Here is a 26,698-nt window from a genome sequence, read left to right on the forward strand (position 1 = left end):
AAGACAGAACCACATAACCTCGTATCCCTTTCCTGATTACGTGTAGAAGGTTTCTAGGTTCAATGTTCGATACGGATAACTACTAGCAACTCGTCATCTACACATGCGAATACATTCGAAAAATCGTATACGTTTCAGGACATCTACATGCAAAACGGCACATACTCAAAACATCTGCACCCAAAATCATATACACGCAAAAAAGCCGCCTCTTCACGAGGCGGCTTTATATCTAGCCGGTACACCTTTTCTATCGATGCAATTGTCTATATGATCCGGGTGGAAGCTCCTTCTCCAGCCTTAGCTCACGATAGGCTTACGCCCAAGTTGGCTGTGCTCGAAAAGTCCCTTCTTCCTTCTCTTCTTTCACGCCTTGTGGCTCTTCATTCATCTTAACGCGGTAGATATCTGCTCCGAGCGAAGACAGCTTCTCTGCTAAGTGCACATAACCACGATCAATATGATGAACGCCTCCGACTTCTGTTGTTCCTTCCGCAATCAGCCCTGCACAGATTAACGCAGCTCCAGCACGCAAGTCAGTTGCCGTTACCTTAGCGCCTCTTAGCTTAGCCGGGCCTGTTACGACAGAAGTACGGCCTTCAACCTTGATGTTAGCATTCATCAGGTTGAATTCATCCACATGCATGAAGCGGTTTTCGAATACCGTTTCGGTCACTACAGATGTGCCTTCTGCTGCAAGCAGCAATGCCATCATTTGCGACTGCATGTCTGTCGGGAATCCAGGGTATGGAAGCGTCTTTACGTCGACAGCCTTCAACGGCTGTTCCGCACGGACGCGGATACCATTCTCATCCGGATCAATCGTAATGCCCATCTCTTCCATCTTCGCAATAACAGGACCAAGATGATCTGCAATCGCACCTTCCACATACACATCTCCGCCTGTCATCGCTGCAGCAACCATATAAGTTCCTGCTTCGACGCGGTCAGGGATAACCGTATGCTCAGCACCATGCAAGTGATCCACACCTTCAATGCGGATAACACCTGTTCCCGCACCGCGAACGACTGCGCCCATCTTGTTCAGATAGTTCGCCAAGTCAACGATTTCCGGCTCACGAGCTGCATTTTCAATCATTGTTGTACCTTCGGCCAATGTAGCGGCCATCATAATATTTTCCGTCGCACCGACACTCGCAACATCCAAGTAAATCTTGGCGCCCTTTAGTCGGCCGTCCACTTTCGCTTCAATATATCCTTGTCCCAGACCGATAACCGCACCCATGGCTTCAAAGCCCTTCAAATGCTGATCGATCGGACGAGTCCCAATAGCACATCCACCAGGCAGAGAAATACGCGCCTGTCCTGCGCGAGCCAACAATGGACCCATGACGAGGAATGATGCTCGCATCTTACGTACCAACTCATATGGGGCTTCAAAAGAATGAAGGTTCTCCGCATTCACACGAATGGTTTCGTCGGCATATGTAAGGCTTGCACCTAATTTTTCTAGTACATTGTGTATCGTTTTCACATCGTCAAGTGGAGGTGCATCGCAAATTACGCTAACGCCTTTTTCTCCCAGTAACGAAGCAGCGATGATCGGAAGTACAGAGTTCTTCGCGCCACTAACACGCACAGTACCCGTCAATCGGTTGCCTCCGCGGACGATAAATTTACTCATCATGTTTCCCTCCGCGCTTTATTTCGCCCCATTATCCGTATATCTGTAAAAAATGGTACGTTCTTTTGATTTCCAAATTACATCATACCACTGCTTTACAGCTATGGACAAGCGATATTTTTCGACAGACCCTTCCACATTTTCCTTGGGGCTATCATCCAGTGTTGACATCTTCATTCGATGTTATTCGACAAGTGCTTGAACCCTTGCCGGACGGGGTTTAATCAAGAGAAAATCACGGTATTAACCCCGTCGGTGTACCGCCGTCCAATTCCTCTTAACCATTATTGATTGTTTCAAAACAAAAAACGCAGTGATTGTGTCCAACTCCAATAATCGACAAAAAAATGTGCCACTGCCCGGCCAACCAAAATGGCTAAAATCAAATGAACCATTTTGCCTTGTGGGCTCTGCGGATGCCGAATGAACAAATCGATCTTTACATTTTGCAGTGCCCACCATGCGAGTGCAATGCACATCAGTGTAATGATCATTTGAATCGCACCACTCCAACCTACAGACGAGGTGACCTGTGTCCATGTTTCATTTCCGCCCACTTAGACTCCTCCTTACGATTTCCTGTCCAAGGCAACGAGGAGCATCGCTGCGAACTCGGCCCGAGTCGCATCGCGATCCGGCTCGAACGCATTGCCTTCATAACCATGCACGTACCCTTGCTGCTTCATCTCAGCCAGCATAGGAGCTGCCCAATGGACAGCAGGTACATCCGCAAACGGCCCCGTGCTTATCGCTCCAGCCTTCAGATGAAGTGCATTGCCGATCATTACCGCCATCTCCGAACGCTTCACCTTCTGATTGGGCGCGAAGCGCTGGCCACCAATCCCCCCCGTAATACCGGCATTGGTAACTCGTGATACCGCAGAATACGCCCAATGCTTCGAAGTGACATCCTTGAATGAAGTTGTCTGCTTTCCCTTCGCATTCAACTTAAACGCATTGGCGAGAATGGACGCAGCCTCTGCACGAGTGATCGGCCGATCCGGGCCAAATTCCGCTTCAGGATAACCGTTAATCCAGCCTGACTTGACTGCTCGGACGATTGAATCCTTAGCCCAATGCTCCCCTATGTCTCGGAACCCAGCCACAAGTGGATCTGCCTGCACAGATAAGGAATAGAACTGTGTATCGAACTTATCGCTTGTCGTGAGTCGAACGTAGTACGTGCCCGGCTCCAGCTCAGTGCCCAATTCTACAGCGGATTCACCCAACCGGTTGCGTGCTGAGGCAAGCACCTTCTGCTCTCTCGACAGAACGGACATCGTCACCACACGATTCGAAGGCACATTGCCTATCCGAAAGTGCCCATACGCCTGCTCCTTCACCTTCCATTGGAACCAATCCACATCATTATCCTCATGGAAGACACCTTTATATTCCGTTCCTTCACTCATTGTGATCGCTTCGTATACTTTATCATTCGGCTCATTCGGATCCGTGAACTGAGTCAGGTATTCAATATGCAGCTTATACTCTCCCGCCACTGCTTCAGGACGAGCTGTTACTGCATTCTGCACCAATATATAATACTTGCCCGCGGGCAAGTCAGGCAGAACTACCGATTCAGCTTGGCCTTCCTTCTGTTCATCCACCCATCGCGTTTCCATCTGTGAACCGCGAATCTCTATCGCTGGGTCAATACGCACGGTGTCTGTGTCTAGTTTCAACCGAAGTGTCGCCTTGGTCGGCAGTTGAATCGTATACCAATCCAAGTCGGAAGCATGACTGAATGTCCCTACAATATCCTGCGTCCGTGCAGGCAGGGCATATGCTTGAAACTGCTTGTCATTCGGTTCGAACGGATCCTCATAAATGAGAAAGCGTGACGACAGTTTGTAAGATATGGCTGCGCCAGCTTCTTCCGCATAGAATCGAAACACATTCTTCCCTTTTTTAACTGGAACGGTGAGCGGCTTGCTAATAGGGTGACTATACGCGGTACCCGAACGACTATCTGCTAAGAAATGTGTGATTCCAATTTTGCTGGTTCCTTGTATTCGCTGCACGTTCAACTCTAGTGTTCCATCGTAGGGTGCATCTACGACGAACCAGTTATTCTTCTTCTTCCCGTTCAATTCTGCTGCTAAGGAAGTGTCAATCGGGAACATCCTTGCCTTATCACGAGTTGTATTCGTCCCAAATGGATCCTTCTCTACCGGATTCAAGAGCGCTTGATCGGCACGCAGCATCCCGTATCCGCTAAGCTGGTCCCAGCCTTGGGCTTCGATATCTTTCGCCGTCTTCCGCAAATGCTGACGAATTTGATATGGCTTCAGTTCAGGATATTGGCTCCACAGCAATGCCGCCACTCCAGCTACTTGGGGAGCTGCCATCGAGGTGCCTTCCTCAGCAGCATAGCCACCACCTAATGCTGTGGTAAATACATGCCACGGTGCAACGAGATCCACTTCTGGCCCCGTATTCGAACGCGGCTCTACCCGCTGCTGTCTTGTGTTTCCACCGATGGCGAGCACCGTAGGATAAGCAGCTGGATATTTGACCGCGATTTTTTCTCCGTAGCGTTTGCCATCATTTCCAGTAGCTGCAATGAGTAGAACGCCCTTCTGCTCGGCGTAATTCACAATCTCTTCCATGTACTTTGAATATCGGTATAGTCCAACCGACATGACAACGATTTTGGCACCGTGATCAACAGCGTATAGAATGCCCGCACCTAATTTATCCTCATCGCCATAGCCTCTAGCATCAAGTGCCTTAATAGGCATGATCTTGGCTGACCATAGAATTCCGGTTGTCCCTTTGTTATTATTGCCTACTGCTGCGATGACGCCGGCAACGCTAGTACCATGACCGTTATCATCTTGTGGGATACCTGTATCTAGCAGGTTAACCCCCTTCACGATATTCGGCTTCAAATCGGGATGGTTAAAGTCAACCCCCGTATCAACCAGCGCAATTGTAGTAGACAAATTGCTCCTTGTCTTCGTCCATGCCGCTTCAATTCCGATTTGCTGCAAATAGTGCTGCTGCCCGTATAAAGTATCATTCGGCTTTATCACCGATTGCAGCGTGCGAACCGTATGATTCGGCTGGATGTATTCGATATCGTCCGAGCGCTTGGCATCGCGAAGCCAATCTCCCGACTTCTCTTCTTCCTTAGGTCGGACAACCATAATTCCTACTGATTCCTGCTCTGATTCTACTATACTGCGACGCAATAATGTGTCATCCTGTGCCCCTTGTTTCCACTTAATAATCCATGAGGTTGAGGTTGCTTCCTCCTCATGGTTCTCATTCCTGACAAGACTCGCAGATGGCGATAGCTGCTCATTCGTCCAGCTTCGCTGCGTCGCCTCCTCCAACCTTACCTCGTATATCGGCGAGATCGCTTGGCGCATGCCTGACGCTTCTATCAGCAGCATGCTTGATAGTACAATGATGGTGCCAGTCACGACGACGCGAGGCAATCGTTTCATAATGAATCCCTTCCTATTCTTGTTCCGAAGGCCTATGCTAGAGGGTGTTAAAACATGATTCACGAGAAGATGACCAAATTCGTCACCGAATCCAATTCTTCCGACCTCTACCTTGCTCTTTATTCACGTCTATGAATGGTAAAGACAAGCAAGCAACGTTTCTCCCATCCATTCAATCACAATATACCTTTACACGTTAAACGTTATAAAGTTTCGCCATGGAGACATGCTTTCCTGTTCGTATTGATCAATTTGAGTCCTGAGTCCTACATTTACAAAAAAAGAATCGAAGTCTCTCATGAGAGACCTCGATTCTCCGCTAGCACACACTAGCCTATATGTCATTGCATGCTCCAACTAACCTGAGTTCCGATTACATGCGGATCAGCAAATCTACTCCAATAGAGAACACATGCTGAATGACCTTCACGACGAAGTTAGGGAACACACCGAGCAGCAGTACAATCAATACGCATAAGGCGATGACTGCTCGTTGAGTAATCGATATACGAACTTCATCCTCATTGCCAGCACGCATATACATCTGGCGTATGAAGCCGAAGTAGAAGTAGAAAGAGATTACGCCTGTTACCATCATGAGCACAGAGAGCCACACCGCATGGCTGGCAGCTGCTCCAAAAATGATGTACAGCTTACCCATAAATCCAGCTGTAACTGGGATCCCTGCAAGTGACAGCACAAGTACGGTCATCGCTACAGCTAGCCATGGAGAACGATAATACAGGCCGGCATATCCCTTCATTTCATCATGGCCTGCAGCGCGCTCCATAACCGTATGGACGGCAAACGCACCAATCGTCGTAAATAAATAGGCCAACAAGTAGAATAGGAACTCCGAGAAGTTCGATGAATGCCACGATCCATCCAACATATCGAGCCCAATCGGCACAAGCAGGTAACCTGCATTCGCAATACCAGACAAGGCTAGAAGCCGCTTGACATTCGACTGCTTGAGCGCCATTGTTGTCCCGATCACCATAGACACCGCTGCGAGCACTAGAAGAATCGTTGCAAAGTCGTGATAGATAAGCATATCCCTATTGGCACCTAGACCAAAATAGAGACTATAGAATATGCGGAACAGAATTGCCAAGCTCGCACCTTTGGATACGACCGCCAAGAAAGCAGCGACAGGTGTTGGCGCACCCGCATATACATCAGGTGACCAGGCATGGAATGGTGCTGCTGCAACCTTAAACCCGAAGCCCACCAGCATGAGCAGAAAGCTGACATAGATAAGCGGTTCGAAGGAATGAACTTGATCCGCCAGCCCTCTTGCAATCGCACCAAGCTGCGTACTTCCTGTCATGCCGTATACGAAGGACATCCCGTATAAAATAAATGCAGACGCTACACTTCCCAGTACCGCGTATTTGAATGCACCTTCTGATGACTTCCGGTCATTCTTCTTCAACCCAACGAGAATATAGGAAGTAATGCTTAACAATTCCAGACCAACATAGAGCGTAATTAGATCCCCTGATGAAGCCATGATCATCGCGCCAAGCGCAGCTGGAAGCAGCAAGTAATAATATTCGCCGCGATGCGGAATCTCCTTATCTCTTATATTGCCGATACTCATTAGCAGTATGAGCGCCGTACCGGTAAGAAATACAATTTTGAGCAGCAGGGCAAAATCATCAACGCGATAGCTTTGATTGAGCAGCTGCATGGATCGAGCCGCTTCCTCGTTAAGTAATGTTCGTTGATACAACTTCCATACCACGAAGCCAAGCGAAATTAGAACGCCCAGCAGGGACAGCCCCCCGATAATATCCCGGTTCACACGACGGGGCAGCGCCAAATCAATGAGCGAGATCACAATCGCTGCAATAACAAGCGTCAGCTCAGGTGCCAGCAGTGCGAGATCGCCCAATTGCAGCAATTTAACTGTAGTCGCTTCCATGGGCCTACCCCCTCACCTTGAATAATTCGATGACATGCTCGACGCCATTATCAATCGGAGCCGTAACAAATGATGGGAACAATCCGATTAAAATAATGCATGCCGTCAGCACCATAATCGGCACAGCTTCGACAAGTCTGGCATCCTTCAAGCTTGCAAAACGATCGTCTCTTGGCCCATAAGAGATTGCCAGCACCCCACGAAGCACATAGACACTGCTTAATATAATCCCAAGTGCAGCAAGTATGGCTGCCCATTTCATCGTTCCGAACAGACCAAGCAGGGACAGAAGCTCTGCTACGAATCCAGACAAGCCCGGCAAGCCTAGCGACGCCAAGCCTGACAGCAATAAGATGCCACACAAGAATGGCATGCCCTTCGCTAATCCACCCAGTTCGCCAATTTTTGTTGTTCCTGTACGCTCTAATAATGCGCCTACCAGCAGGAAGAACAAAGCAGAGATAAATCCATGCGAGACCATCTGCACAACAGCACCTTGAAGCCCAATGTCATTCATCGCTGCGATACCAAGCAGAACGAAGCCCATATGACTAATACTAGAATAAGCTAGGATAAGTCTAAATTCTGTCTGCACAAAGGCGAGTATGGCCCCATACAGCACATTAATAACACCCAGTACCGCTAGTAGTACAGCCCAAGATGCTGTTTCCTTCGGAAGCAATGCTGTTCCGAACTGAATAAGACCGTAAGCACCCATCTTCAGCAATATTCCTGAGTGCAGCATCACCACAGGTGCCGGAGCTTCTGCATGCACGCGCAGCATCCATGTGTGGAATGGGAAGATCGGGAGCTTCACACCAAAAGCTACAATGAGCAAGAAAAAGACAAACGTCCGCATGCTGTCAGACAAATATACGCCGCTCTGCTCTTGATATATAAAAGAAGTCGCATCATTAATGTTCTTCATAATGACATCAAGATTGCCCGTATATACGTAATGGCCATTCGCCGCCATATCCGGGTTAGGTGCAAAGCCTGCTGTCACCGTAAGTACAATGAAGGCAACTAAGAGAAGCGCAGAACCGAGTCCATTGTACAGCAGGAATTGGTTTGCGGCCTTCTCGCGATGCATATAGCCCCAGATACCAATCAGGAAATAAGTTGGTACCAGCGTCCATTCGAAAAACATGAAAAATAAGAACAAATCACGCGCCATAAAGACACCTAGCATGCCAACTTCAAGCAGCAGGAAAAGAATAAAATACGACTTCCAGCGTTTCTTCACATACAAGGAAGCAAACGCCGCCATCGAAGTTACGATCGTGGTCATTACCACGAGCGGCAGCGATAAGGAATCTATCGACAAATGATATTGAATCGTAAATGCCCATGAGCTTAGCCCTTCAATCAATTCTGAATTGAGCGGAATCGATATCCATGACCATTGCTCTGCTATGGTTTTGCCTTGCCCGAGTGCATCGTAATTGCCATAAATGATAAGCGCCAGTAGAAGAGGCACGAATGTCGTTACAATGCCTGTCACCTGAATCGCACGCGTACGCCCCTGCGGAATGCACAGAAGCACAATGACTCCAAGAAGTGGAGAGAAAATCAGCAACGTTAGCAGCGGCATCGAAGAAAGAATATTCAGCATCTACCAGAACCTCCTTCCAAGAGCCAGCACGAGCAGAATCAATCCGACAAAGCCAAACAGGGATACTAGGCCATAGGTTTGCAGTTGACCGTTCTGCACACGCAGCGATGTTCGGCCAACACTGACTGTAAACCATGCTACCAAGCGTACCAGACCATCTATTACCCATTTATCGATTGCCTTCAGCAGTTGCCCAATTCCGGTAAGGCTACGAACAAATACGATTTGATATAGTTCATCAATATAATATTTGTTGGCAAGCAGACGATAGACAGGTGCCGCCGCATGTTCGAGCGTATCTTGACGCTTGCGACCAGGTCCGTACATGACATATCCAAGTCCAATACCCAATACACCGATAAGCGCCGATACAATCATCACCATGACATTTGCATGCTCACCTACTTCTTCGCCTGTGAGCCAGGTGCCGAAGCTACCCCCGAACGGAGTGTTGACGAATCCTGCAACCACAGCCAGTACACTGAGCACGATCAATGGAACTGTCATAGACAATGGCGATTCATGCGACTTGGAAGCCTCGCTGTCTGCTGATGGTTCCCCCGTAAATACGAGGAAGAACAAACGTGCCATATAAAAAGCGGTAAAGAATGCAGCAACTGCACCAAGAATAAATAAGAGCCAATTATTCTGATCCCAAGCCGCTGTCAAGATCGCATCCTTAGACCAAAAGCCGGACAGGGGCGGAATACCGGACAGTGCCAGCGCGCCAATACCGAATGTCCAAGCGGTAACCTTCATATTGCGGCCAACGCCACCCATTTTGAATATATCTTGTGTATGTACAGCATGAATGACGCTTCCCGCTCCGAGGAACAGAAGGGCCTTAAAGAAGGCGTGCGTAAACAGGTGGAACACCCCTGCGGTTACAGCCCCAAGACCAAGCGCCATCATCATATAGCCGAGCTGACTAACCGTTGAGTATGCAAGGATGCGCTTCAAGTCGCGCTGCGCGATTGCAATCGTCGCTGCGAAGATCGCAGTAAATCCTCCAACACTCGCGACAATCGTCATTGCCGTAGGCGACATGTGGAAAATATCAAACGTGCGTGCAACGAGATATACCCCTGCCGCAACCATCGTAGCCGCATGGATGAGTGCTGAGATCGGTGTCGGCCCTTCCATGGCATCTGGGAGCCAGGTATGCAGCGGGAATTGACCCGACTTGCCAACCGCCCCTACAAATATGAGAGATGCAATCCATGTCGTCAGTCCGGCAGATATACCGCTCTGTGCCAGTGCATCTGCATTGCTGAACACATTGCTGATCGATCCGAAGTCAAGCGCATGACCCGGCATGTACCAGAACAGAAGCAGTAGTGCTATAAATAAACCAACGTCTCCGATCCGTGTAACGATGAAGGCCTTCTTAGCCGCAGCACGTGCTGCAGGACGCTCATACCAGAATCCAACGAGGAGGAATGAGCATACCCCAACAAGTTCCCAAAAGATATAGAGCTGGAGCAAGTTTGGAGATAGCACAAGTCCAAGCATCGAGCTGGTAAAGAGCGCAATATAGGCGTAGAACACCGTTTGCCGCTCATCACCATGCATGTAGCCTTTGGAATACACATTTACTAGTAAGCTGACCAGTGTGACAATGACGAGCATTAGCGCGTTCAAGTTCGTCACATCGAATCCAAACTCCAGACGGATGTCACCGAAGCGAATCCAATCAAAGCTCCGGGTATAGTCCTCCATCGTTCCGGACACCCGCTCCCACAAGAGGAGCGCAGACAGAATGAACGCAGCAAGAGAGCTGATGACACCGAGCAGAACGGCTGCGCCTTTCATCTGGCGGCCAAATGCCGTCAGTATGAGGAACGCGAGCAGCGGAATGACCGGGATAGCCCATGCGAATTGCGAAAAGACGGATTCCATTGTCGTATCCTCCCTACCGATTATCTCTTCAAGTCGTCAAATTCGTCCACGTTGGCCGTTCCGCGATTCCGGTACAACGCGATAAGGATGGCGACACCAATTGCCGCTTCTGCAGCTGCAATCGCAATTGTAAAGAGAGAGAAAATTTGCCCCTTCAGGCTCGGTACGACCCCGTATTTCGAAAAGGCAATCAAGTTCAAGTTCGCCGCATTGAGCATCAACTCAATGGACAGCAGCACAATAACTGCATTGCGCTTTGTTAATACACCATATAAACCAATACAGAACAATATAGCAGCAAGTGTTAAAAAGGAAGCAAGCATCGTACTCATCCTTCATCCGCCTCCTTCTTAGCCAGCACAATTGCTCCGATAAAGGCCACCGTCAACAGAACAGACAGCAGCTCGAACGGAATGACATGCTCTGTGAACAGTTGCTTCCCGATATTCAGCGTATTATCCTGAACCAATGCAGCGTCTTGATGTACAGGAAACTCAGAGCTGCGAATAGAGAAGAATAGCACTCCAAACAGGGCAATACAGCCTATTGCGGCTAACGCTTCCTTCCACGGCTTGACGAATGCCTCATCCTGCTTATCGTGCTTGGTCATCATAATTCCGAAAATCATGAGTATCGATATCGCGCCTGTATAAACAAGTACCTGCACAAAAGCAACAAATTCAGCATCCAACAGCACGTACATCCCTGCCAACCCTAGGAAGGAGAAGGCAACAGAGACGACCATATGTACAACCTTCGTAAAGTTAAGCATCAATACCGCGCCGGAAATAATGCAGATGGCCAACACGAAGAAGACAATCGTCTCCCCCGTCCAATCCAAAGAGAAGTTAAACACTTTTCTTCGCGCCCCCCTTCGGCATGGCGGAGTTGTTCTCTTGACGAACATTGACATCATTGTCGTTCAGCCAGTTCAAATTTTTGAACAAGTCATCGCGACTGTATGTCGCCAGTTCAAAATTGTTGGTCATGACAATCGCTTCGGTCGGACATACTTCCGTACAAAGATCGCACAAAATGCAAATCTCAAAGTTAATATCGTACGTGTCGATTACTTTGCCCTTCTTCTCTGGATCTGGATTCGGTTTGCCTGTCAACGTAATGCATTCCGTTGGACAGATGCGGGCACATTGATTGCATACGATGCACTTATCCGGATCGAAATGCTGTATGCCGCGAAAACGGTCAGGCATTTCAAGCGGAACATCTGGGTATTTGTAGGTGACCTTCTTCGACGTCATCGCCTTGAATGTAACGCCTAGACCCTTCAACAGTCCTTTCACGGATCTCACCCCTAGCCTATTTGTTGAAAATTTCGATGTAAAACGCCGTCAAGAAGACGTTAAGCAGGGCAAGCGGCAGCAGCACCTTCCACCCAAAGCCCATCAATTGGTCTACACGTATACGTGGCATCGTTGCGCGCAGCCAGAATAGGAAGAAGACGCAGAATGAAAATTTCAGGATGAACCACAGCAGCCCCGGAATGAAATCGAGGAACGGGAGCGGTGGATGCCAACCGCCTAGGAACAAGACCGTCGTCAGTGCCGAGAGTGCGAATACATACACGTATTCCGCCAACATGAAGAAGGCGAATCGGAAGCCGCTATATTCAACATGATAACCCGCAACAAGCTCTGATTCTGCTTCTGGCAAATCAAATGGGGTACGATTCAACTCAGATACCCCCGCGATAATAAAGACAATGAATCCGATGATTTGCGGGATAAAGTTCCATTCCCAGAAATAGTTGCCTTGCCCTTCTACAATAGTACGCAAGCTGAGAGATCCATTCAACATGATTATACCTGCGACTGAGATAACGAGCGGAATTTCATAGCTAATCATTTGCGCCGCTGAGCGCATTCCGCCAAGCAGAGAGTATTTGTTGTTGGACGCCCACCCTCCTAAAATAATACCAATGGTAGAGATGCTGGACAATGCGGCATAATATAACAATCCTACATTTAGATCAGCAAAGCCTAGATTAGCGGCATAAGGAATCGTCGCAATGACCGCAAATGCTGGTACATACGTGATGACTGGAGCCAAGATGAATAGTGCTTTATCAGCCTTGCGAGGTATTGTGTCTTCCTTGAGTAGTAGTTTCAATATATCAGCAACCGTCTGCAGCAGTCCCAGCGGACCTACCCGTGTAGGACCGTGACGCAGCTGCATCCAGCCGATGACCTTGCGTTCGAAGTATATCGCATAGGTTACGAAGCCAAGGACGACGAAAAGAAGAACAACTCCCCATGCGATAAAAATAAGACCATTCTGCCACGTGAGCGTCTGATTCAACAAGTCCCCCACTATGCATCCACCTCCCCGACGACGATATCAATCCCGCCCAGTATGGTAATCATATTCGTCATCGTTTCGCCTACGAGCAGCTTCGGCAGTATTTGCAAATTAACGAAGGACGGCCGACGGAACTTCAACCGGAACGGCTCCGCCTTGCCCTTGGATACGATATAGCAGCCAATCTCTCCGCGCGGAGATTCAATACGAGCGTATACTTCACCAGCAGGCGGACGTATGACGCGCGGCACTTTGCCCATTGTCTCTCCCTCGCTCGGGAATTGCTCCACAGCCTGCTCCAAAATGCGTAAACTTTGCCGTATCTCTTCAACACGAATCAAATACCGTTCATAGCAGTCCCCACGGGTTCCAAGTGGAACATCGAATTCGAATCGATCGTACAGGCTGTAAGGCTCCTGCTTCCTCAAATCCCAATTTACTCCCGTGCAGCGTAGATTGGCACCGCTAAGTCCATATGCGATTGCCGTTTCCGCATCATAAGTACCGATTCCTTTAATGCGGGTCAGGAAAATTTCGTTGCCGCTTACGAGCTTGTTGTATTCATCCAGCCTTTTGCGCATGTATGGAACAAACTCGCGGACTTTGTCGATCCAGCCTGGAGGCGCGTCCCACTTGACGCCGCCGACCCGCATGTAGTTGTATGTCAGCCGTGCCCCGCATAGTTCGTTGAACAAATCGATAATGATCTCCCGGTCGCGGAACGCAAATAAGAACGGGCTCATCGCCCCAATATCAAGCAAATACGTCCCCCACCATACCAAATGGCTTGCTACGCGTTGCAATTCCATAACGATAAGTCGGAGAAACTCTGCTCTTTCCGGAACTTCCAGCTGCATCAGCTTCTCAACGGCATGCACGAGTACATAGTTGTTCGTCATGGCGGACACATAATCCATACGATCGGTATAAGGAATAATTTGCGTATAGTTCAAGTTTTCCGCAAGCTTCTCCGTTCCGCGGTGCAAATATCCCATTACCGGGGTCGCTTCCTTGATCACCTCGCCATCAATCTTGACGACGATGCGGAATACACCGTGAGTACTCGGGTGCTGCGGTCCAACATTAAGCAATAGTTCTTCTGTACGAATCACAGGGTTACACCTCCGAATCTAACGGCACGTAGTCTTTGCGAAGCGGATGTCCAACCCAGTCATCCGGCATCATGATGCGACGCAAGTCGGGATGTCCCGGAAACGAAATGCCCAACAAGTCGTAAACTTCGCGCTCATTCCAGTTCGCAGTAGGCCATATAGGCGTTACCGATGCGATGGAAGGCACCTCGCGATCTGTCTTTACACGAACAGCAACCTCTGCTTTCGTGCTTAAATTGATAAGATGATAGATTACTTCTAAATGAGTTTCCTGGTCAATGCCGGATAAATTACGCAAATAGTCACACGACCAATCTTTATGTTCACGAAGCAGCTGAGCTGCTACCAGCCAATGATCATTTTTCACCGTTACCGTTGGTAAATGATCATTGACTTCATTGATAGCCTCCTCTTCAACCGCATCCTCTGCGACTTCGGCCTTAAGCAAGGCTATGAGCTGATCAAGAACTGGCTGTTTGGGTGAGGGCTCTTTCGGCTTTGGCGGTTCTTCGTCTGCCTTAACCCGAGGCGCTCGTGTGGGCCGTTCTAGCTTCTCCGCAGCATCCCCTGCACCGCCTTCCTTCGCACGCGCTCTTGGTGGACGAGCTGCTGCATCTGCTGTAGTCGATGTTTCACTACCGCCTTCTGCTGCCTTCGCCCGCGCCGCGCGCGCCTCAGCAGCCGCTTGAATTCGCGCAGCCTTCTCCTCTTCCGTCAAAGGGGCACGCTTCGGCTTCTCCGTTTCCGCTGTTACGGAAACCTCCTTCGTCGCATCCGCATGCTCCTGGGATTCAGCAGATGCAGGAGCCACTGGATCATCTTGTAGTGCTGCCGCTTCCTTCTGCTCTTCTACTGTCCCTTCGACCGTCTCTAGCTTCTGCGCTGGCACTTCAGGGACGGTCTCCACATCTGATGCCTCCCGAACTGGCACTTGCGGTTCATCCGCTTTCACTTCGGACTTTTCTCCTGCTGCGGTCTTGATTCCTTCACTTGCTGTTGCTTCATCTAAATCCGGTTTTGAACCTAGATTCGATTCTGGTTTCGATTCTGGAATCGAATTAGATTCCGTATTTGATTCTTGCTTCGATCGTTGCTCAGAGGATTGTTCTTCAGCTGTCTTGTCCTTCTCTTGTTCCTCGCTCATCGATTCGTCACCCGCTTTCCGGTTTTCGCCTCATAGCGGATTTTCTCTTGCAGCTTGTTGATGCCGTAGATAAGGGCCGCAGGATTCGGCGGGCAGCCTGGAATATAAACATCAACAGGCACTATCTGATCCACGCCTTTGACGACTGAATACGACTTCACGTACGGCCCTCCAGCCGTCGCGCATGATCCCATTGCGATGACCCATTTCGGCTCAGGCATTTGATCATACAGACGCTTCAATAGCGGCCCCATCTTCTTCGTGACTGTACCAGATACGATCATAACATCCGATTGTCTTGGAGACGTTCGAAAGATAACGCCGAAGCGATCCAAGTCGTAGTGCGACGCTCCCGTCCCCATCATCTCGATTGCGCAGCAGGCAAGACCGAACGTAAGCGGCCATAATGAATTACTGCGAGCCCATGCCTTCAACTGTTCAAGCGTGCCAAAGAACACATTGCGTTCCAACTCCTGCCGTTCTTCCGGCGTAATTGATTCTAAAGTGAGTCCCATTGAAGCACCTTCTTTTTCCAGGCGTAAATTAATCCAACCAACAGCAATCCGACGAAAATCAACATTTCGACAAGTGCAAACAATCCAAGCTGATTGTATGCAACCGCCCATGGATACAAGAAAACGGTTTCGACATCAAAAATGACAAACATGAGCGCAAACAAATAGTACCGTACGTTGAATCGGACTTGTCCGACACCAACAGGTTCGTTACCGCTTTCATAAGTTGTTTGCTTCATATCTGTCGGCTTCTTTGGTCTGAGCCATCTCCCTACCGTCAGTGCGACAACCGGCAATAAAATACCGAGTGCAATAAAAATGGCCACAATGACGTAATTGTTGATGTACTGTTCCAAAAGTCATCCCCTCCGCCGCAGCAACTGCCATTTTGCAAAAAAATAGAGAATTTTGTAATAAACCCGCCACAATTATAACAAAACCTACCAACTCCGTCTATGCAATTAATACCACCTTTTGGACAGTTTTATGAAAAGTTGTTCGGTTTTGGTTATATACATATTCACATAAGGAGAACGATAGAAGATCAGCTGGTGAATGTTTTATGAACATCTGGGAGCTCGAGCAGCTCTGGAGTCTCAGGAGAGTAACCAATCAGCAGATATGCTTCTCTCCTCTCACTGGATGCAACCACTGGCTGAGCTATGGATTTATATCCTGTAAAAACCAAAAAATGCACTCCTTATAGACATTCATCAGATAAGACACAGAGGTGTCTACCCAATGACTACTATTAAAGAGTGCACTTCAGTTTAGATAGATCCAGGTAGCGGCTCAACTTACTTCAACTATCACGTGCATGCTGCTGTCGCCGTTCCATCATCTATCGTTTGGTTATTTCAATGTAATGCCAAATTCCGAGCCTGGTGCACCAGCAAAGACGATTGTGCCATTCTTAGGCAGCGTCACTTCGTTATTGCCGCTGACAACTGTAAAGTTAACTGGTAGGCCTTGCTCGTTATAGACCACGAATGCACCCTTCGCTGGTAGCGCAACAGTCATCGTCTTGCCCACGGCTACATCCGGAACTGTATACCATCTTGCATGCCCGTTCGCTTGCAGCGTGGCAGTTGAGCTTTTTCCAGCATAAAGGGGATTAACGTTCGCACCGCTGATATACAATTTGCCGGCCTCCTCCATGTATTCGACTTCATCTTGCGTGAAGAATCTAGATTCCGCCAGATCCCGACCGCCCAGCATGCCCGGAATATTAAGCTCGCTTGCGGCCGTGTTTGGACCTGTAATTTTTTTATCCCCTAAATAGCCTGGCAGCTCGTTAGAACGAGCAATCTGTAACGCCGGTTTTAGCAAGAAATACATGAGGGAAGAATATTTCTCGTTTACTTGATAGAATGTCATGCCTTGCCGCTTCTCCCATGCCTCAGCAGTCTCCTTAGAGAGCTTGTTCACTTCCAGTTTTTCTGCCGCATAATGCGACAGTACAAACTGTCCCAGACCTGGCATTTTCATATATTCTCTCACCCAGATGTATGTGCGGCCATTCTTCTCGGTTACAAAACTGACCTTGGAAGTTCCGTTCTCATTGATGAAGCTTCCATCCGATGTGTACACATACTTTTCTTTCGAATGATCAATGAGAGTTGCTAACGGCAAAAACAGTTCGCCGTCCTTCTTGATCTCAACCTTCACTTGCTGATTTCTAGTACCATAATAACCAGCCTGCTTCGCCACCTCAGCAGGTATCTCAACCTTTAGAGGCTTGCCGAAGGATTTCTCCGGTTTTATCGTTTTAATTGCCCCCTTCTCCTTCAGCGCTTGCAGCAGCAAGTCGTTCGCCAGCATCTCATTTGTCATGCTTGAACCGCCAGAAGTCAACACTGCTGCCGCCATCTTCTGTTCTGGAAGCACTACGAGGGAAGCATGATACAGCATCGTATCGCCGCCTTTGGCTAATCCCTTCATGCCATATTCATTGAATGGAAACAGCTTCACGCTATCCCAGCCGAGACCGTAGTTGAAACTATTATCCGTATCTTCCGGCCACAGACCCTTCTTGTATTCTTCATTCGCCATCGCCTGTATCGCCTTGTCAGAGAGGACACCCTTCGTCTCACCCGTAAACAATTGAGAGAATCTCACCAAATCTTCCGCTGTAGAATAAATTCCCCCTGTCCCAATCGCATTGACGGTTTCATTCGGAAGCTGTCCTTGGTAGAAAGGGAAAAAGAGCCCCGCCAACTTATCTTGTTCCAATACGTCCTGCGATGTCTTGGTATGACTCAACTTCAATGGTTCCGTAAAATAGTTGTGTATAAATGCTGTAAAGCTCATGCCGCTAACTCTCTCTACCAGAATCTCAGCCAGTGTGAAGCCGTCGTTACAGTAAACAGAAAACGCACCTGGATTTGCTTTTAGGCTTTGCGTTGATAATTGTTTAAGCAGCGTATCATGCGGATAGGTATCATTGTCCTCGAACAGGAAGGCGTTGCCGTAACTGGAGCCTCCTTGCAAGCCAGAGGAATGGTTCAGCAGCATGCGCGGTGTGATCTGCTTATACCGTTCATCCTTCATTGTGAAATCGGGAATATAGTTGATCAAGGGCGCATCGAGGTCAATCTTCCCCTCTTCCACTAGCTTCATTACGGCTGCGGCCGTGAACATTTTGCTCGTTGATCCGATGCCATACATTGTATCCTTGGTTAACGGCTTCTTTCCTTCCATATCGTTGATGCCAGCCTGGCCGGACAACGTAATCTTTCCGTTGTCAATCAGGGCATATTGTACGCTTACCGTCCCCATTTTAGTGAGAAGTGCGGCTTTCTCCGCTGCGATCTGTTCCAATCCCTGAGCAGCTACTGCGAGATCACTACTGCTTGACGGGGATGCCATTGACGCTGACGGCGCGATCATCGACAACGCAAGTGTTAGAGCTAGTACCCAAGAGAATATTTTCTTCATTACAAATTCCTCCTTATTGCGAATCTGTAATTAGTACGATTTTCCTTTTGATTTCGTTCAATTTAAAAGTAAAAAACAAAGAAACAACAAACCCCCTTTCTAATCCGCAGATCAAAAAAGGGGCCAATGAATGCCCGCATTACACGGGCCAGCTTCGACGCATTCCAGTACAAGTTACATTCAACTTATATCCAACTTATATTCAACTCATATAACTCATTTTCAATTCGGCTCGGCTCTAACCTGATTCACTCTTTTGAGTTGTGACCATCCCTATACCCACGAGTGGAAATGAGGGCAAAAAAAAGAGAGCTGCGATCCGGCCACAGCTCACGGAGGATGAGGAAACTACCTACAATTAACCAACCTACTGAAAATCAAAAGAACCAAGAAGAAGGATATTTCACTTGATGTGACAGTTCAAGAAGTAGCCTTCCTGAACGTACAATTGATGTCGTTAACCGATAATCCTTACTTGAGAATGATTATCAATATTAACTGTCTTTATTATAAACAGACCCTATACGTGAGTCAAGCAATAAAATAAGATTTTCCAAAATATTTTTCTGGTGAATGACGGGATATGTGAAAAATGGTTTTGAACTCTGCTGCATGTTCGGTTTACAATATCCATACATCGGATCATACAACAAGGGGTTGAACGACATATGACACAACCGATGATTTGGATCGTCGGCGCCGGATGCGGCATCGGACTTGGCATTGCCAAGTCCTTTGGACAACGTGGTTACCTTCCCGTTCTCATTACGCGAGAATCGGATACGTTAGAGCAAATGAAAGACATTCTGCATGATATGAATATTGAAGCGACAGGCGCTGTCGCACTTACTAGCGACGAAGCCGCTCTTCGTCAAGCACTAACAGCACTTGAAGCGGAGTATGGCACGCCTGAGGCTATCGTATACAACGCTTCTGCCCATGCACCTGGACTTCCCTCTGAAGTGCAGCCTTCTGATATGATCGAGGACTTCAAGGTAAACGTAGTAGGTGCGCTGACGACTGCCCAATGTGTTCTTCCGGGCATGAAAACACGCGGTACAGGTTCATACCTGCTGACGGGTGGTGGACAAGCACTGCAGCCAACAGCATCACTGGCATCACTCGGTGTCGGGAAATCTGGTCTGCGCAGCCTTGCCCTCAGCCTACATGATGAGTTCAAGCAATACGGTCTGTATGCTGGCACATTGACCGTCTGCGGCTTCGTCCAGCCAAACACCTCCTTTGACCCGCAATTGGTCGGAGAAGCCTTCTACAGCATGCATACGAATCGCTCTGAGGCTGAGGTTATGTTGAAGCCATAATCAAATTCATATGAATGATGAAAAATTAATCCTTATGAGAAAAGAGCTGTTCCAAAACCTGAGGGGTTCTGGAACAGCTCTTCTTCGATTTATATCATGATTACCATTCTTTTTGCGAGACTTTAATCCGCGTCACGGCACGTTGAAGCGACAATTCCGCACGACGGAAGTCTAGGGAATCTTGCTTGCTCCGCGCAGCCAGTGCCAGACGTTGCTCCGCCCGGACCTTTGCTGCCTTAGCACGTTCCACATCGATGTCTTCCGGCATTTCCGCGCTCTCTGCAAGCACGACGACTTTGTCCTTACGCACTTCAACAAATCCGCCATGAATCGCAATCCAATGCTCCTTACCGCTTTCCTTGATCTTCATCGGACCAATGCGAAGCGGCGTAACCATCGGAATGTGGTTCGCCAAAATACCGAGATCTCCTTCGACGCCCTTGACGCTAATCATGTCCACCTGCTGTTCGAACACTTTGTGCTCCGGTGTAACGATTTCTAACAAAAAGGTGCTCAACTGAGGTTTCCTCCTTCCGTTCTGTCCTCCGCCTTGGCATTAGACAGACCGTTTCACGTCAAGCCGCTTACAGCGTCTTTGCCTTTTCCACAGCTTCTTCGATTGTACCAACGTACAAGAAGGCTGCTTCTGGAAGGTCATCATGCTTGCCGTCCAGGACTTCCTTGAAGCTGCGTACGGTTTCTTTAACAGGCACGTACTTACCGCTAATGCCCGTAAATTGTTCCGCAACGTGGAACGGCTGCGACAGGAAGCGCTGAATTTTACGTGCACGTGATACTGTCAGCTTATCTTCCTCGGACAACTCGTCCATACCAAGGATTGCGATAATATCTTGAAGTTCTTTATAACGTTGCAAAAGACGCTTAACGCTCTGCGCAACTTGGTAGTGCTCTTCGCCGACAATTTCCGGCGACAAGATACGAGATGAGGATGCAAGCGGATCAACCGCTGGGAAGATACCCATCTCGGAAATTTTACGCTCCAAGTTCGTCGTCGCATCCAAGTGAGCGAACGTCGTTGCAGGAGCCGGGTCTGTATAGTCATCCGCAGGAACGTAGATCGCCTGAATGGATGTAACAGAACCTTTCTTCGTGGAAGTAATCCGTTCTTGCAATTGACCCATTTCCGTAGCCAATGTAGGTTGGTAACCTACCGCGGACGGCATGCGGCCGAGCAAGGCGGATACTTCGGAACCTGCTTGTGTAAAACGGAAGATGTTGTCGATGAACAAGAGTACGTCCTTGCCTTCTTCATCACGGAAATGCTCCGCCATTGTCAGACCCGTCAAGGCAACACGCAAACGTGCTCCTGGCGGCTCATTCATCTGACCGAATACCATCGCCGTTTTGCTGATAACGCCAGAATCCTTCATTTCATGGTACAAGTCATTACCTTCGCGCGTACGCTCGCCGACACCCGCAAATACGGAAATACCGCCGTGCTCCTGCGCGATGTTGTTGATCAGCTCTTGGATCGTTACCGTCTTACCTACGCCGGCACCACCGAACAGACCGATCTTACCGCCCTTTACATAAGGAGCCAGCAAGTCGATAACTTTGATCCCTGTTTCGAGAATTTCCGCTTGTGTGGAAAGTTCGTCGAATTTAGGAGCTTCTTTATGAATCGGGCTAACTGTTTCTTTAACAACGTCGCCCGCATTATCAATTGCTTCACCAAGCACGTTGAATACACGACCCAACGTCACTTCGCCTACCGGTACTGTAATTGGAGCGCCAAGATCTGTCGCTTCCATGCCGCGAATCAAGCCGTCAGTGGAAGACATCGCAACGCAGCGAACTACGTTGTCACCCAAGTGAACCGATGTTTCCAAAGTCAAGTTGATGTCAGGCGCGCCGGCAGTCGTTGACTTCTGCTCAATCTTGATCGCGTTCAAAATTTCAGGCAGTTGTCCACGTTCGAACTCAATGTCGACAACCGGACCCATTACGCTAAGCACGCGTCCTTTACTCATCTCGTTCCCTCCTACTGTCAAACATGCATTTCCAATTAAGCCTGAGCGTTTGCCCCTGCTACAATTTCCGAAATTTCCTGTGTAATCGCCGCTTGGCGTGCACGGTTATACACGAGCTGCAACGAGCTAATCATCTTCGTTGCGTTCTTCGTCGCATTGCCCATTGCGGTCATTTGCGCGCCGAACTCACTTGCCTTCGCATCGAGGAGCGCACTGTAAATGAGTGTCTCCGCATACTTCGGCAGCAATTGCCCTAGCACTTCTTCAGCAGAAGGCTCATACTCATACGATGTTACTGGACCGTTAAACGCTTCATTATCAAGCGGCAAGAGTTGTTTCTCTACCGGAACCTGCGTGATTGCGTTCACGAATTCGTTATAGAACAAAATCAGTTCATCATACTTCTGCTCTTCAAAATATTTCACGGCGTTGTATGCGATAGATTTAATGTCTGCAAATGAAGGCGTATCCGGCAACTCCGTAACGGTCTCCACGATATTAAATCCTCTTCTACGGAAGTAATCACGACCCTTGCGTCCGATGACGAACAATACGATATCATTCTTCGTCTGCTTGCGTTCCTGCATGGTAACCATGACCTTACGAAGAACGTTGGCATTGTAGCCGCCCTTCAAGCCACCGTCGGACGTGATAACGAGAAATCCTGTCTTCTTAACAGGACGCTTCTCTAGCATCGGGTGGGAAATCCCTTGCGTACCAGCCGCAATGCTGGAGACGACTTCCTTCAGCTTATCCGCATAAGGACGAGCTGCCTCAGCCTTCGATTGCGCGCGGCGCAGCTTCGCCGCACCAACCATCTCCATCGCCTTCGTGATCTGCTTCGTGCTCTGCACGCTCTTGATCTGGCGCTTAATCTCGAGAATTCCTTTAGCCACTTCCATCTCACCTGCCTTTAGCGCTTTGCGCAGGGCAAAGCGGACTTCTTCGAATGCGCACCGGGAGCCCCTGCGGCTTCCCGGCTACAGTCAAATTCTATCTATTACACCGACACGGCGAAGCTCTTCTTGAATTTCGTAACAGCTTCAACCAGTGCGTCTTCGTTTTCTTTTACTAGATCTTTCGTATCGCTGATCGATTGGTAGATGCTATCTTGATTACTTGCCAAGTAAGCATGGAATTCATTCTCGAAGCGTTGAATGTCTTGCACCGGAATTTCATCCAAATGCCCTCTCGTCGCTACATACAAGCTGACAACTTGCTTCTCTACTGGAAGCGGCTGGTTGACACCTTGTTTCAGAATTTCCATCAAGCGCTCACCACGGTTCAAGCGAGCAAGCGTTGACTTATCCAAATCGGATCCGAATTGGGAGAAGGCTTGCAATTCACGATATTGTGCCAAGTCGAGACGAAGTGTACCTGCTACCTTCTTCATCGCCTTGATCTGTGCGGAACCACCAACACGGGAAACGGAAATACCTACGTTAATCGCTGGACGTTGACCAGCATTGAACAAGTCAGATTCCAAGAAAATCTGTCCGTCCGTAATCGAGATTACGTTCGTTGGAATGTAAGCCGATACGTCAGATGCTTGTGTCTCGATAAATGGCAATGCAGTCAAGGAACCGCCGCCATTCTCGTCGCTCAGCTTCGCAGCGCGCTCCAGCAAGCGGGAGTGCAAGTAGAATACGTCACCAGGATATGCCTCACGGCCTGGAGGACGGCGAAGGAGCAAGGACAATTCGCGGTATGCCGCAGCTTGCTTCGACAAGTCATCATAGACAACGAGCACGTGCTCGCCTTTGTACATGAAGTACTCACCCATGGAAACACCTGCATATGGAGCCAAGAACAGAAGCGGTGCTGGCTCGGATGCAGATGCTGTTACCACGATGGTGTAGTCCAATGCGCCATGACGACGCAGAGTCTCTACTACTTGTGCAACTGTAGATTGCTTTTGGCCGATTGCGACGTAAATACATTTCACGCCGTTGCCTTTTTGGTTAATGATCGTATCGATCGCAATTGCTGTTTTACCTGTTTGACGGTCACCGATGATCAACTCACGCTGACCGCGACCGATTGGAACCATCGAGTCAATCGCTTTAATACCCGTTTGCATTGGCTCATGTACCGATTTACGGTCGATAACGCCTGGTGCATTGGATTCAACTGGACGGAATTCCGTCGTAGCGATCGGGCCCTTGCCGTCTACTGGCTGGCCGAGTGGATTGACAACGCGTCCAAGCAGCGCTTCACCGACTGGAACTTCCATGATGCGGCCTGTACGCTTTACTTGGTCACCTTCGCGAATGTCTTTGTAAGGTCCAAGAATTACGATACCAACGTTATTCTCCTCCAAGTTGAGGGCCATACCCATAACGCCGTTAGAGAATTCGAGCAACTCGCCGGACATACATTGCTCTAGTCCGTGTACACGGGCAATACCGTCACCAACATTAATGACTGTACCGACTTCCGCCACTTCGATCTCCGATTTATATTGTTCGATTTGACTTTTAATCAGTGTACTGATTTCATCAGGTCTGATGCTCAACTCGCTTCACCCCATTCTTCCGTGCTAAATAGTAAATGAGTGTTCAAAAACGGACTTCTTGAACAGTCTCGATAAGAACTACTGCGCTTGCGATTTCAATGATCTATTTAGGCGTTCCAACTTGCCGGACAAGCTGCCGTCATACAGGTGATCCCGAATGCGGACTTGCAAGCCTCCGATTACGGATGCGTCAACAACGTTATGAACGCGAATCGTCTTGCCTAGTTTCTGACCAAATTCAACAGCGACAGCTTCTTTCTCCGATTCATCAAGCGGATAAGCGGATGTCACTGTTGCATCCAGAATGCCGAGCGCTTCGCCAGCAATGCGTACATAGCTGTCCGCAATCTCGCGAAGTGCGTCAATGCGCCCACGTTCGCTCAATAGCTGTACCATGTTCAACACGATATCAGATACGTGACCATCCAGTACTTTGCTAAGCACAGCGGACTTCTCGACATGACCAATATTCGGCGACGTCAGAATAAGGTACAATTCATGATTGGCTTTCACCAATTCCGCAGTATCTTTCAACTGCTGTTCCGTTTCCGAGACCAGTTGACGCTCCTGAGCAAGTTCGAACAACGCTTTGGCATAACGCTTGGCGATTACGATGTTCTGGCTCATTGTTTGCCCCCTACCTCTTTCAGGTATTGGCCGACCAATTGCTCTTGATCTTTCTCGTCAACTTGCTTCTCCAAGATCTTCGATGCGATTGCAACGGACATGTTGCCCACTTCTTCGCGAAGAGCGGCAACTGCCTTGTTCTTCTCGCTCTCGATATCGCGAGCTGCTTCTTCCTTCAGACGAACAGCCTCGCTCTTCGCGCCGCCGATAATTTCGTCTGCTTGACGAACGCTCGTTTGTTTCGCTTGCTCGATGATGTCGTACGCATCTTTGCGCGCTGTAGCAAGAGCTTCCTTCTGTTCTTCTACGAATACTTGTGCCTGTGAACGGCTATTCGCCGCTTCATCCAATTGCTGCTGCACGAGCTCGCGGCGTTTCTCCATCACGTCGAACAATGCTCCGAACGCGTACTTTTGCAGTAAGAAATATAGAATTAAGAAAGCAAGGATCGCCCACACGAAATTTTCCCAAACAAAACTCACTACAGTCACTCCTTTCCGTTAACATGACGTGCTAACAAAACGAAGGCGCGGATGGCATCGGCCTTCCCCGCCAAACCGTTTGTCTATTCATTAAGAAGAGAACATTGCCAAGAACGCGATAACTGTAGCTGCGAGCGGAATAACCTCGACGATACCAACACCGATAAACATTGTTGTTTGCAACATGTTACGAGCTTCTGGTTGACGAGCAATCGATTCAACTGTGCGGCTAACGATCATACCGTTACCAAGACCTGCGCCCAAAGCGCCCAAACCTACTGCAATTGCTGCTGCGATCAAATTCATTAGAAAAGTCCTCCTCAAAATTCATGTATTATTGAATTGCTTTGTTTATATGTCTCACCCGAAGTTGTCCATAACTCAGTATGGGACTCGGCAGAGTTTGTTAATGTTCTTCATGTACAGATGCCTGCGCGATATATACCATTGTCAACATCGTGAAGATGAAGGCTTGGAGCGCGCCGATAAATATACTGAAGCCTTGCCATGCCGCGAGGAATGGTAGACCGAATACCCCTGCTCCAATGAGCGTGGATATCAGTACCTCACCCGCGAAGATGTTCGCGTACAACCGGATACCAAGCGCAATTGGCTTCGCCAAGTTCTCCACGATGTTCAGTGGAAGGAAGATTGGGAATGGCTCAATGTAGTGCTTCAAGTAGTGCTTCCGATTGTTCTTGAGGCCTAGGAAGTTCACGATAATGAAGACCAAGAACGCCAGACCGAATGTTACGGATACGTCAGCCGTTGGCGACTTATACCACAACAAATGGACGTGTTCAGGTTTGCCCTTAGTTGCAAGATCATCGAATACCGCTTGGCTTGTAGCAGCAATCTCGTGACCGAAGATAGACACCGGATGATGTGCTTCGGTAATGATTGCGAACGGCAAACCTAGTACGTTGGATATGAAAATAAACAAGATAAGCGTCATCCCTAATGAGATGAATGCCTTGCCTTTCTTCAGCGGCATCGCACTACCGATAATGCCTTGTACGAATTCGACAACCCACTCCAAGAAGTTCTGCATCTTGGAAGGATTTTCAACCGAAAGATTGCGAACAGCGAGCCGGGCAATAATAAAGGTAATGATTCCGCTAAAGAGTAGCGTGAAGATGATGGACAAATCCAGGTGCAGTCCCATAACCTCGATAATCGGTGCTGAGTGCATAAAT

Annotated in this window: 24 protein-coding genes; 1 reads left to right on the plus strand and 23 read right to left on the minus strand. The window is 48.6% G+C overall.

Annotated features, from left to right (window positions below):
- Positions 1-316: 316 nt before the first annotated feature.
- The 15 genes from murA to AZ66_RS00450 form a co-directional block, all read right to left on the minus strand.
- Positions 317-1,645 (minus strand): UDP-N-acetylglucosamine 1-carboxyvinyltransferase, encoded by a 1,329-nt coding sequence (murA, locus tag AZ66_RS00380; protein ID WP_197081629.1) that lies wholly within the window; start codon positions 1,643-1,645, stop codon positions 317-319.
- Positions 1,646-1,941: 296 nt separating this feature from the next.
- Positions 1,942-2,202 carry a DUF1146 family protein gene (locus tag AZ66_RS00385; RefSeq protein WP_021258891.1) on the minus strand — a complete coding sequence of 87 codons (261 nt, stop codon included), beginning with the start codon at positions 2,200-2,202 and terminating at the stop codon, positions 1,942-1,944.
- A 12-nt stretch (positions 2,203-2,214) separates the two neighbouring features.
- Complete coding sequence (locus tag AZ66_RS00390) at positions 2,215-5,100, minus strand: S8 family serine peptidase (protein ID WP_044353138.1); 2,886 nt, start codon at positions 5,098-5,100, stop codon at positions 2,215-2,217.
- Between the two features lie 373 nt (positions 5,101-5,473).
- Entirely contained in the window at positions 5,474-7,027 is a 1,554-nt protein-coding gene (locus AZ66_RS00395) for an NADH-quinone oxidoreductase subunit N (RefSeq protein WP_021258893.1), read from the minus strand.
- Between the two features lie 4 nt (positions 7,028-7,031).
- Positions 7,032-8,642, minus strand: coding sequence for a complex I subunit 4 family protein (locus AZ66_RS00400; protein ID WP_044353139.1), 1,611 nt, complete (start codon positions 8,640-8,642; stop codon positions 7,032-7,034).
- Positions 8,643-10,541 carry an NADH-quinone oxidoreductase subunit L gene (nuoL, locus tag AZ66_RS00405; RefSeq protein ID WP_021258895.1) on the minus strand — a complete coding sequence of 633 codons (1,899 nt, stop codon included), beginning with the start codon at positions 10,539-10,541 and terminating at the stop codon, positions 8,643-8,645. It abuts the gene before it with no gap.
- 20 nt (positions 10,542-10,561) lie between these two features.
- Entirely contained in the window at positions 10,562-10,873 is a 312-nt protein-coding gene (gene nuoK / locus AZ66_RS00410; protein WP_021257164.1) for an NADH-quinone oxidoreductase subunit NuoK, read from the minus strand.
- The gene (locus tag AZ66_RS00415; RefSeq protein WP_021258896.1) at positions 10,870-11,397 is read right to left on the minus strand and encodes an NADH-quinone oxidoreductase subunit J; all 528 of its coding nucleotides are present in this window, start codon (positions 11,395-11,397) and stop codon (positions 10,870-10,872) included. Before AZ66_RS00415 ends, nuoK begins: the two co-directional genes overlap by 4 nt.
- Positions 11,390-11,842 (minus strand): NADH-quinone oxidoreductase subunit NuoI, encoded by a 453-nt coding sequence (gene nuoI / locus AZ66_RS00420; RefSeq protein WP_044353140.1) that lies wholly within the window; start codon positions 11,840-11,842, stop codon positions 11,390-11,392. Before nuoI ends, AZ66_RS00415 begins: the two co-directional genes overlap by 8 nt.
- A 16-nt stretch (positions 11,843-11,858) precedes the next feature.
- Positions 11,859-12,869 (minus strand): NADH-quinone oxidoreductase subunit NuoH, encoded by a 1,011-nt coding sequence (gene nuoH / locus AZ66_RS00425; protein WP_021257167.1) that lies wholly within the window; start codon positions 12,867-12,869, stop codon positions 11,859-11,861.
- Positions 12,869-13,969, minus strand: coding sequence for an NADH-quinone oxidoreductase subunit D (locus tag AZ66_RS00430; RefSeq protein ID WP_021258898.1), 1,101 nt, complete (start codon positions 13,967-13,969; stop codon positions 12,869-12,871). Before AZ66_RS00430 ends, nuoH begins: the two co-directional genes overlap by 1 nt.
- Positions 13,970-13,973: 4 nt before the next feature.
- On the minus strand, positions 13,974-15,113 hold the full coding sequence (locus tag AZ66_RS30305) for an NADH-quinone oxidoreductase subunit C (protein ID WP_082061386.1): 1,140 nt from the start codon (positions 15,111-15,113) through the stop codon (positions 13,974-13,976).
- Positions 15,110-15,628 carry a NuoB/complex I 20 kDa subunit family protein gene (locus tag AZ66_RS00440; RefSeq protein ID WP_021257170.1) on the minus strand — a complete coding sequence of 173 codons (519 nt, stop codon included), beginning with the start codon at positions 15,626-15,628 and terminating at the stop codon, positions 15,110-15,112. The genes AZ66_RS30305 and AZ66_RS00440 overlap by 4 nt, the downstream gene beginning before the upstream one ends.
- Positions 15,613-15,984, minus strand: a complete 372-nt coding sequence (locus tag AZ66_RS00445; protein WP_005544817.1) for an NADH-quinone oxidoreductase subunit A — start codon at positions 15,982-15,984, stop codon at positions 15,613-15,615. The genes AZ66_RS00440 and AZ66_RS00445 overlap by 16 nt, the downstream gene beginning before the upstream one ends.
- Before the next feature lie 496 nt (positions 15,985-16,480).
- On the minus strand, positions 16,481-18,565 hold the full coding sequence (locus AZ66_RS00450) for a serine hydrolase domain-containing protein (protein ID WP_044353141.1): 2,085 nt from the start codon (positions 18,563-18,565) through the stop codon (positions 16,481-16,483).
- Between the two features lie 668 nt (positions 18,566-19,233).
- On the opposite strand from AZ66_RS00450, the gene AZ66_RS00455 reads away from it, so the two are divergent.
- Positions 19,234-19,887, plus strand: a complete 654-nt coding sequence (locus AZ66_RS00455; RefSeq protein WP_044353142.1) for an SDR family NAD(P)-dependent oxidoreductase — start codon at positions 19,234-19,236, stop codon at positions 19,885-19,887.
- A 100-nt stretch (positions 19,888-19,987) separates the two neighbouring features.
- Here the strand turns inward: AZ66_RS00455 and AZ66_RS00460 are convergent, their stop codons facing one another.
- The 8 genes from AZ66_RS00460 to atpB form a co-directional block, all read right to left on the minus strand.
- Entirely contained in the window at positions 19,988-20,404 is a 417-nt protein-coding gene (locus AZ66_RS00460) for a F0F1 ATP synthase subunit epsilon (protein ID WP_021258902.1), read from the minus strand.
- A 67-nt stretch (positions 20,405-20,471) separates the two neighbouring features.
- On the minus strand, positions 20,472-21,878 hold the full coding sequence (gene atpD, locus AZ66_RS00465; RefSeq protein WP_021258903.1) for a F0F1 ATP synthase subunit beta: 1,407 nt from the start codon (positions 21,876-21,878) through the stop codon (positions 20,472-20,474).
- A gap of 35 nt (positions 21,879-21,913) precedes the next feature.
- Entirely contained in the window at positions 21,914-22,774 is an 861-nt protein-coding gene (gene atpG, locus AZ66_RS00470; RefSeq protein WP_036619216.1) for an ATP synthase F1 subunit gamma, read from the minus strand.
- A gap of 104 nt (positions 22,775-22,878) precedes the next feature.
- Positions 22,879-24,393 (minus strand): F0F1 ATP synthase subunit alpha, encoded by a 1,515-nt coding sequence (gene atpA / locus AZ66_RS00475; protein ID WP_021258905.1) that lies wholly within the window; start codon positions 24,391-24,393, stop codon positions 22,879-22,881.
- Between the two features lie 78 nt (positions 24,394-24,471).
- A complete protein-coding gene (locus tag AZ66_RS00480; RefSeq protein ID WP_044353143.1) occupies positions 24,472-25,020 on the minus strand; it encodes a F0F1 ATP synthase subunit delta in 549 nt (182 codons plus the stop codon).
- The gene (gene atpF / locus AZ66_RS00485) at positions 25,017-25,502 is read right to left on the minus strand and encodes a F0F1 ATP synthase subunit B (RefSeq protein WP_021258907.1); all 486 of its coding nucleotides are present in this window, start codon (positions 25,500-25,502) and stop codon (positions 25,017-25,019) included. The genes AZ66_RS00480 and atpF overlap by 4 nt, the downstream gene beginning before the upstream one ends.
- A 90-nt stretch (positions 25,503-25,592) precedes the next feature.
- A complete protein-coding gene (atpE, locus tag AZ66_RS00490) occupies positions 25,593-25,808 on the minus strand; it encodes a F0F1 ATP synthase subunit C (protein ID WP_021258908.1) in 216 nt (71 codons plus the stop codon).
- A gap of 100 nt (positions 25,809-25,908) precedes the next feature.
- Entirely contained in the window at positions 25,909-26,694 is a 786-nt protein-coding gene (gene atpB, locus AZ66_RS00495; RefSeq protein ID WP_044353144.1) for a F0F1 ATP synthase subunit A, read from the minus strand.
- Positions 26,695-26,698: the final 4 nt, after the last annotated feature.

This window comes from Paenibacillus sp. E194 (genome assembly GCF_000935845.1).
In the GTDB taxonomy this organism is placed as follows: Bacteria; Bacillota; Bacilli; order Paenibacillales; family Paenibacillaceae; genus Paenibacillus_B; species Paenibacillus_B alvei_B.

Coding starts and splice junctions, on each gene's coding strand:
- murA (WP_197081629.1), bottom strand. CDS start 1,645: ATGAGTAAATTTATCGTCCGCGGAGGCAACCGATTGACGGGTACTGTG.
- AZ66_RS00390 (WP_044353138.1), bottom strand. CDS start 5,100: ATGAAACGATTGCCTCGCGTCGTCGTGACTGGCACCATCATTGTACTA.
- AZ66_RS00395 (WP_021258893.1), bottom strand. CDS start 7,027: ATGGAAGCGACTACAGTTAAATTGCTGCAATTGGGCGATCTCGCACTG.
- AZ66_RS00400 (WP_044353139.1), bottom strand. CDS start 8,642: ATGCTGAATATTCTTTCTTCGATGCCGCTGCTAACGTTGCTGATTTTC.
- nuoL (WP_021258895.1), bottom strand. CDS start 10,541: ATGGAATCCGTCTTTTCGCAATTCGCATGGGCTATCCCGGTCATTCCG.
- nuoK (WP_021257164.1), bottom strand. CDS start 10,873: ATGAGTACGATGCTTGCTTCCTTTTTAACACTTGCTGCTATATTGTTC.
- AZ66_RS30305 (WP_082061386.1), bottom strand. CDS start 15,113: ATGAGCGAGGAACAAGAGAAGGACAAGACAGCTGAAGAACAATCCTCT.
- AZ66_RS00440 (WP_021257170.1), bottom strand. CDS start 15,628: ATGGGACTCACTTTAGAATCAATTACGCCGGAAGAACGGCAGGAGTTG.
- AZ66_RS00450 (WP_044353141.1), bottom strand. CDS start 18,565: ATGAAGAAAATATTCTCTTGGGTACTAGCTCTAACACTTGCGTTGTCG.
- AZ66_RS00455 (WP_044353142.1), top strand. CDS start 19,234: ATGACACAACCGATGATTTGGATCGTCGGCGCCGGATGCGGCATCGGA.
- atpD (WP_021258903.1), bottom strand. CDS start 21,878: ATGAGTAAAGGACGCGTGCTTAGCGTAATGGGTCCGGTTGTCGACATT.
- AZ66_RS00480 (WP_044353143.1), bottom strand. CDS start 25,020: ATGAGCCAGAACATCGTAATCGCCAAGCGTTATGCCAAAGCGTTGTTC.
- atpE (WP_021258908.1), bottom strand. CDS start 25,808: ATGAATTTGATCGCAGCAGCAATTGCAGTAGGTTTGGGCGCTTTGGGC.
- atpB (WP_044353144.1), bottom strand. CDS start 26,694: ATGCACTCAGCACCGATTATCGAGGTTATGGGACTGCACCTGGATTTG.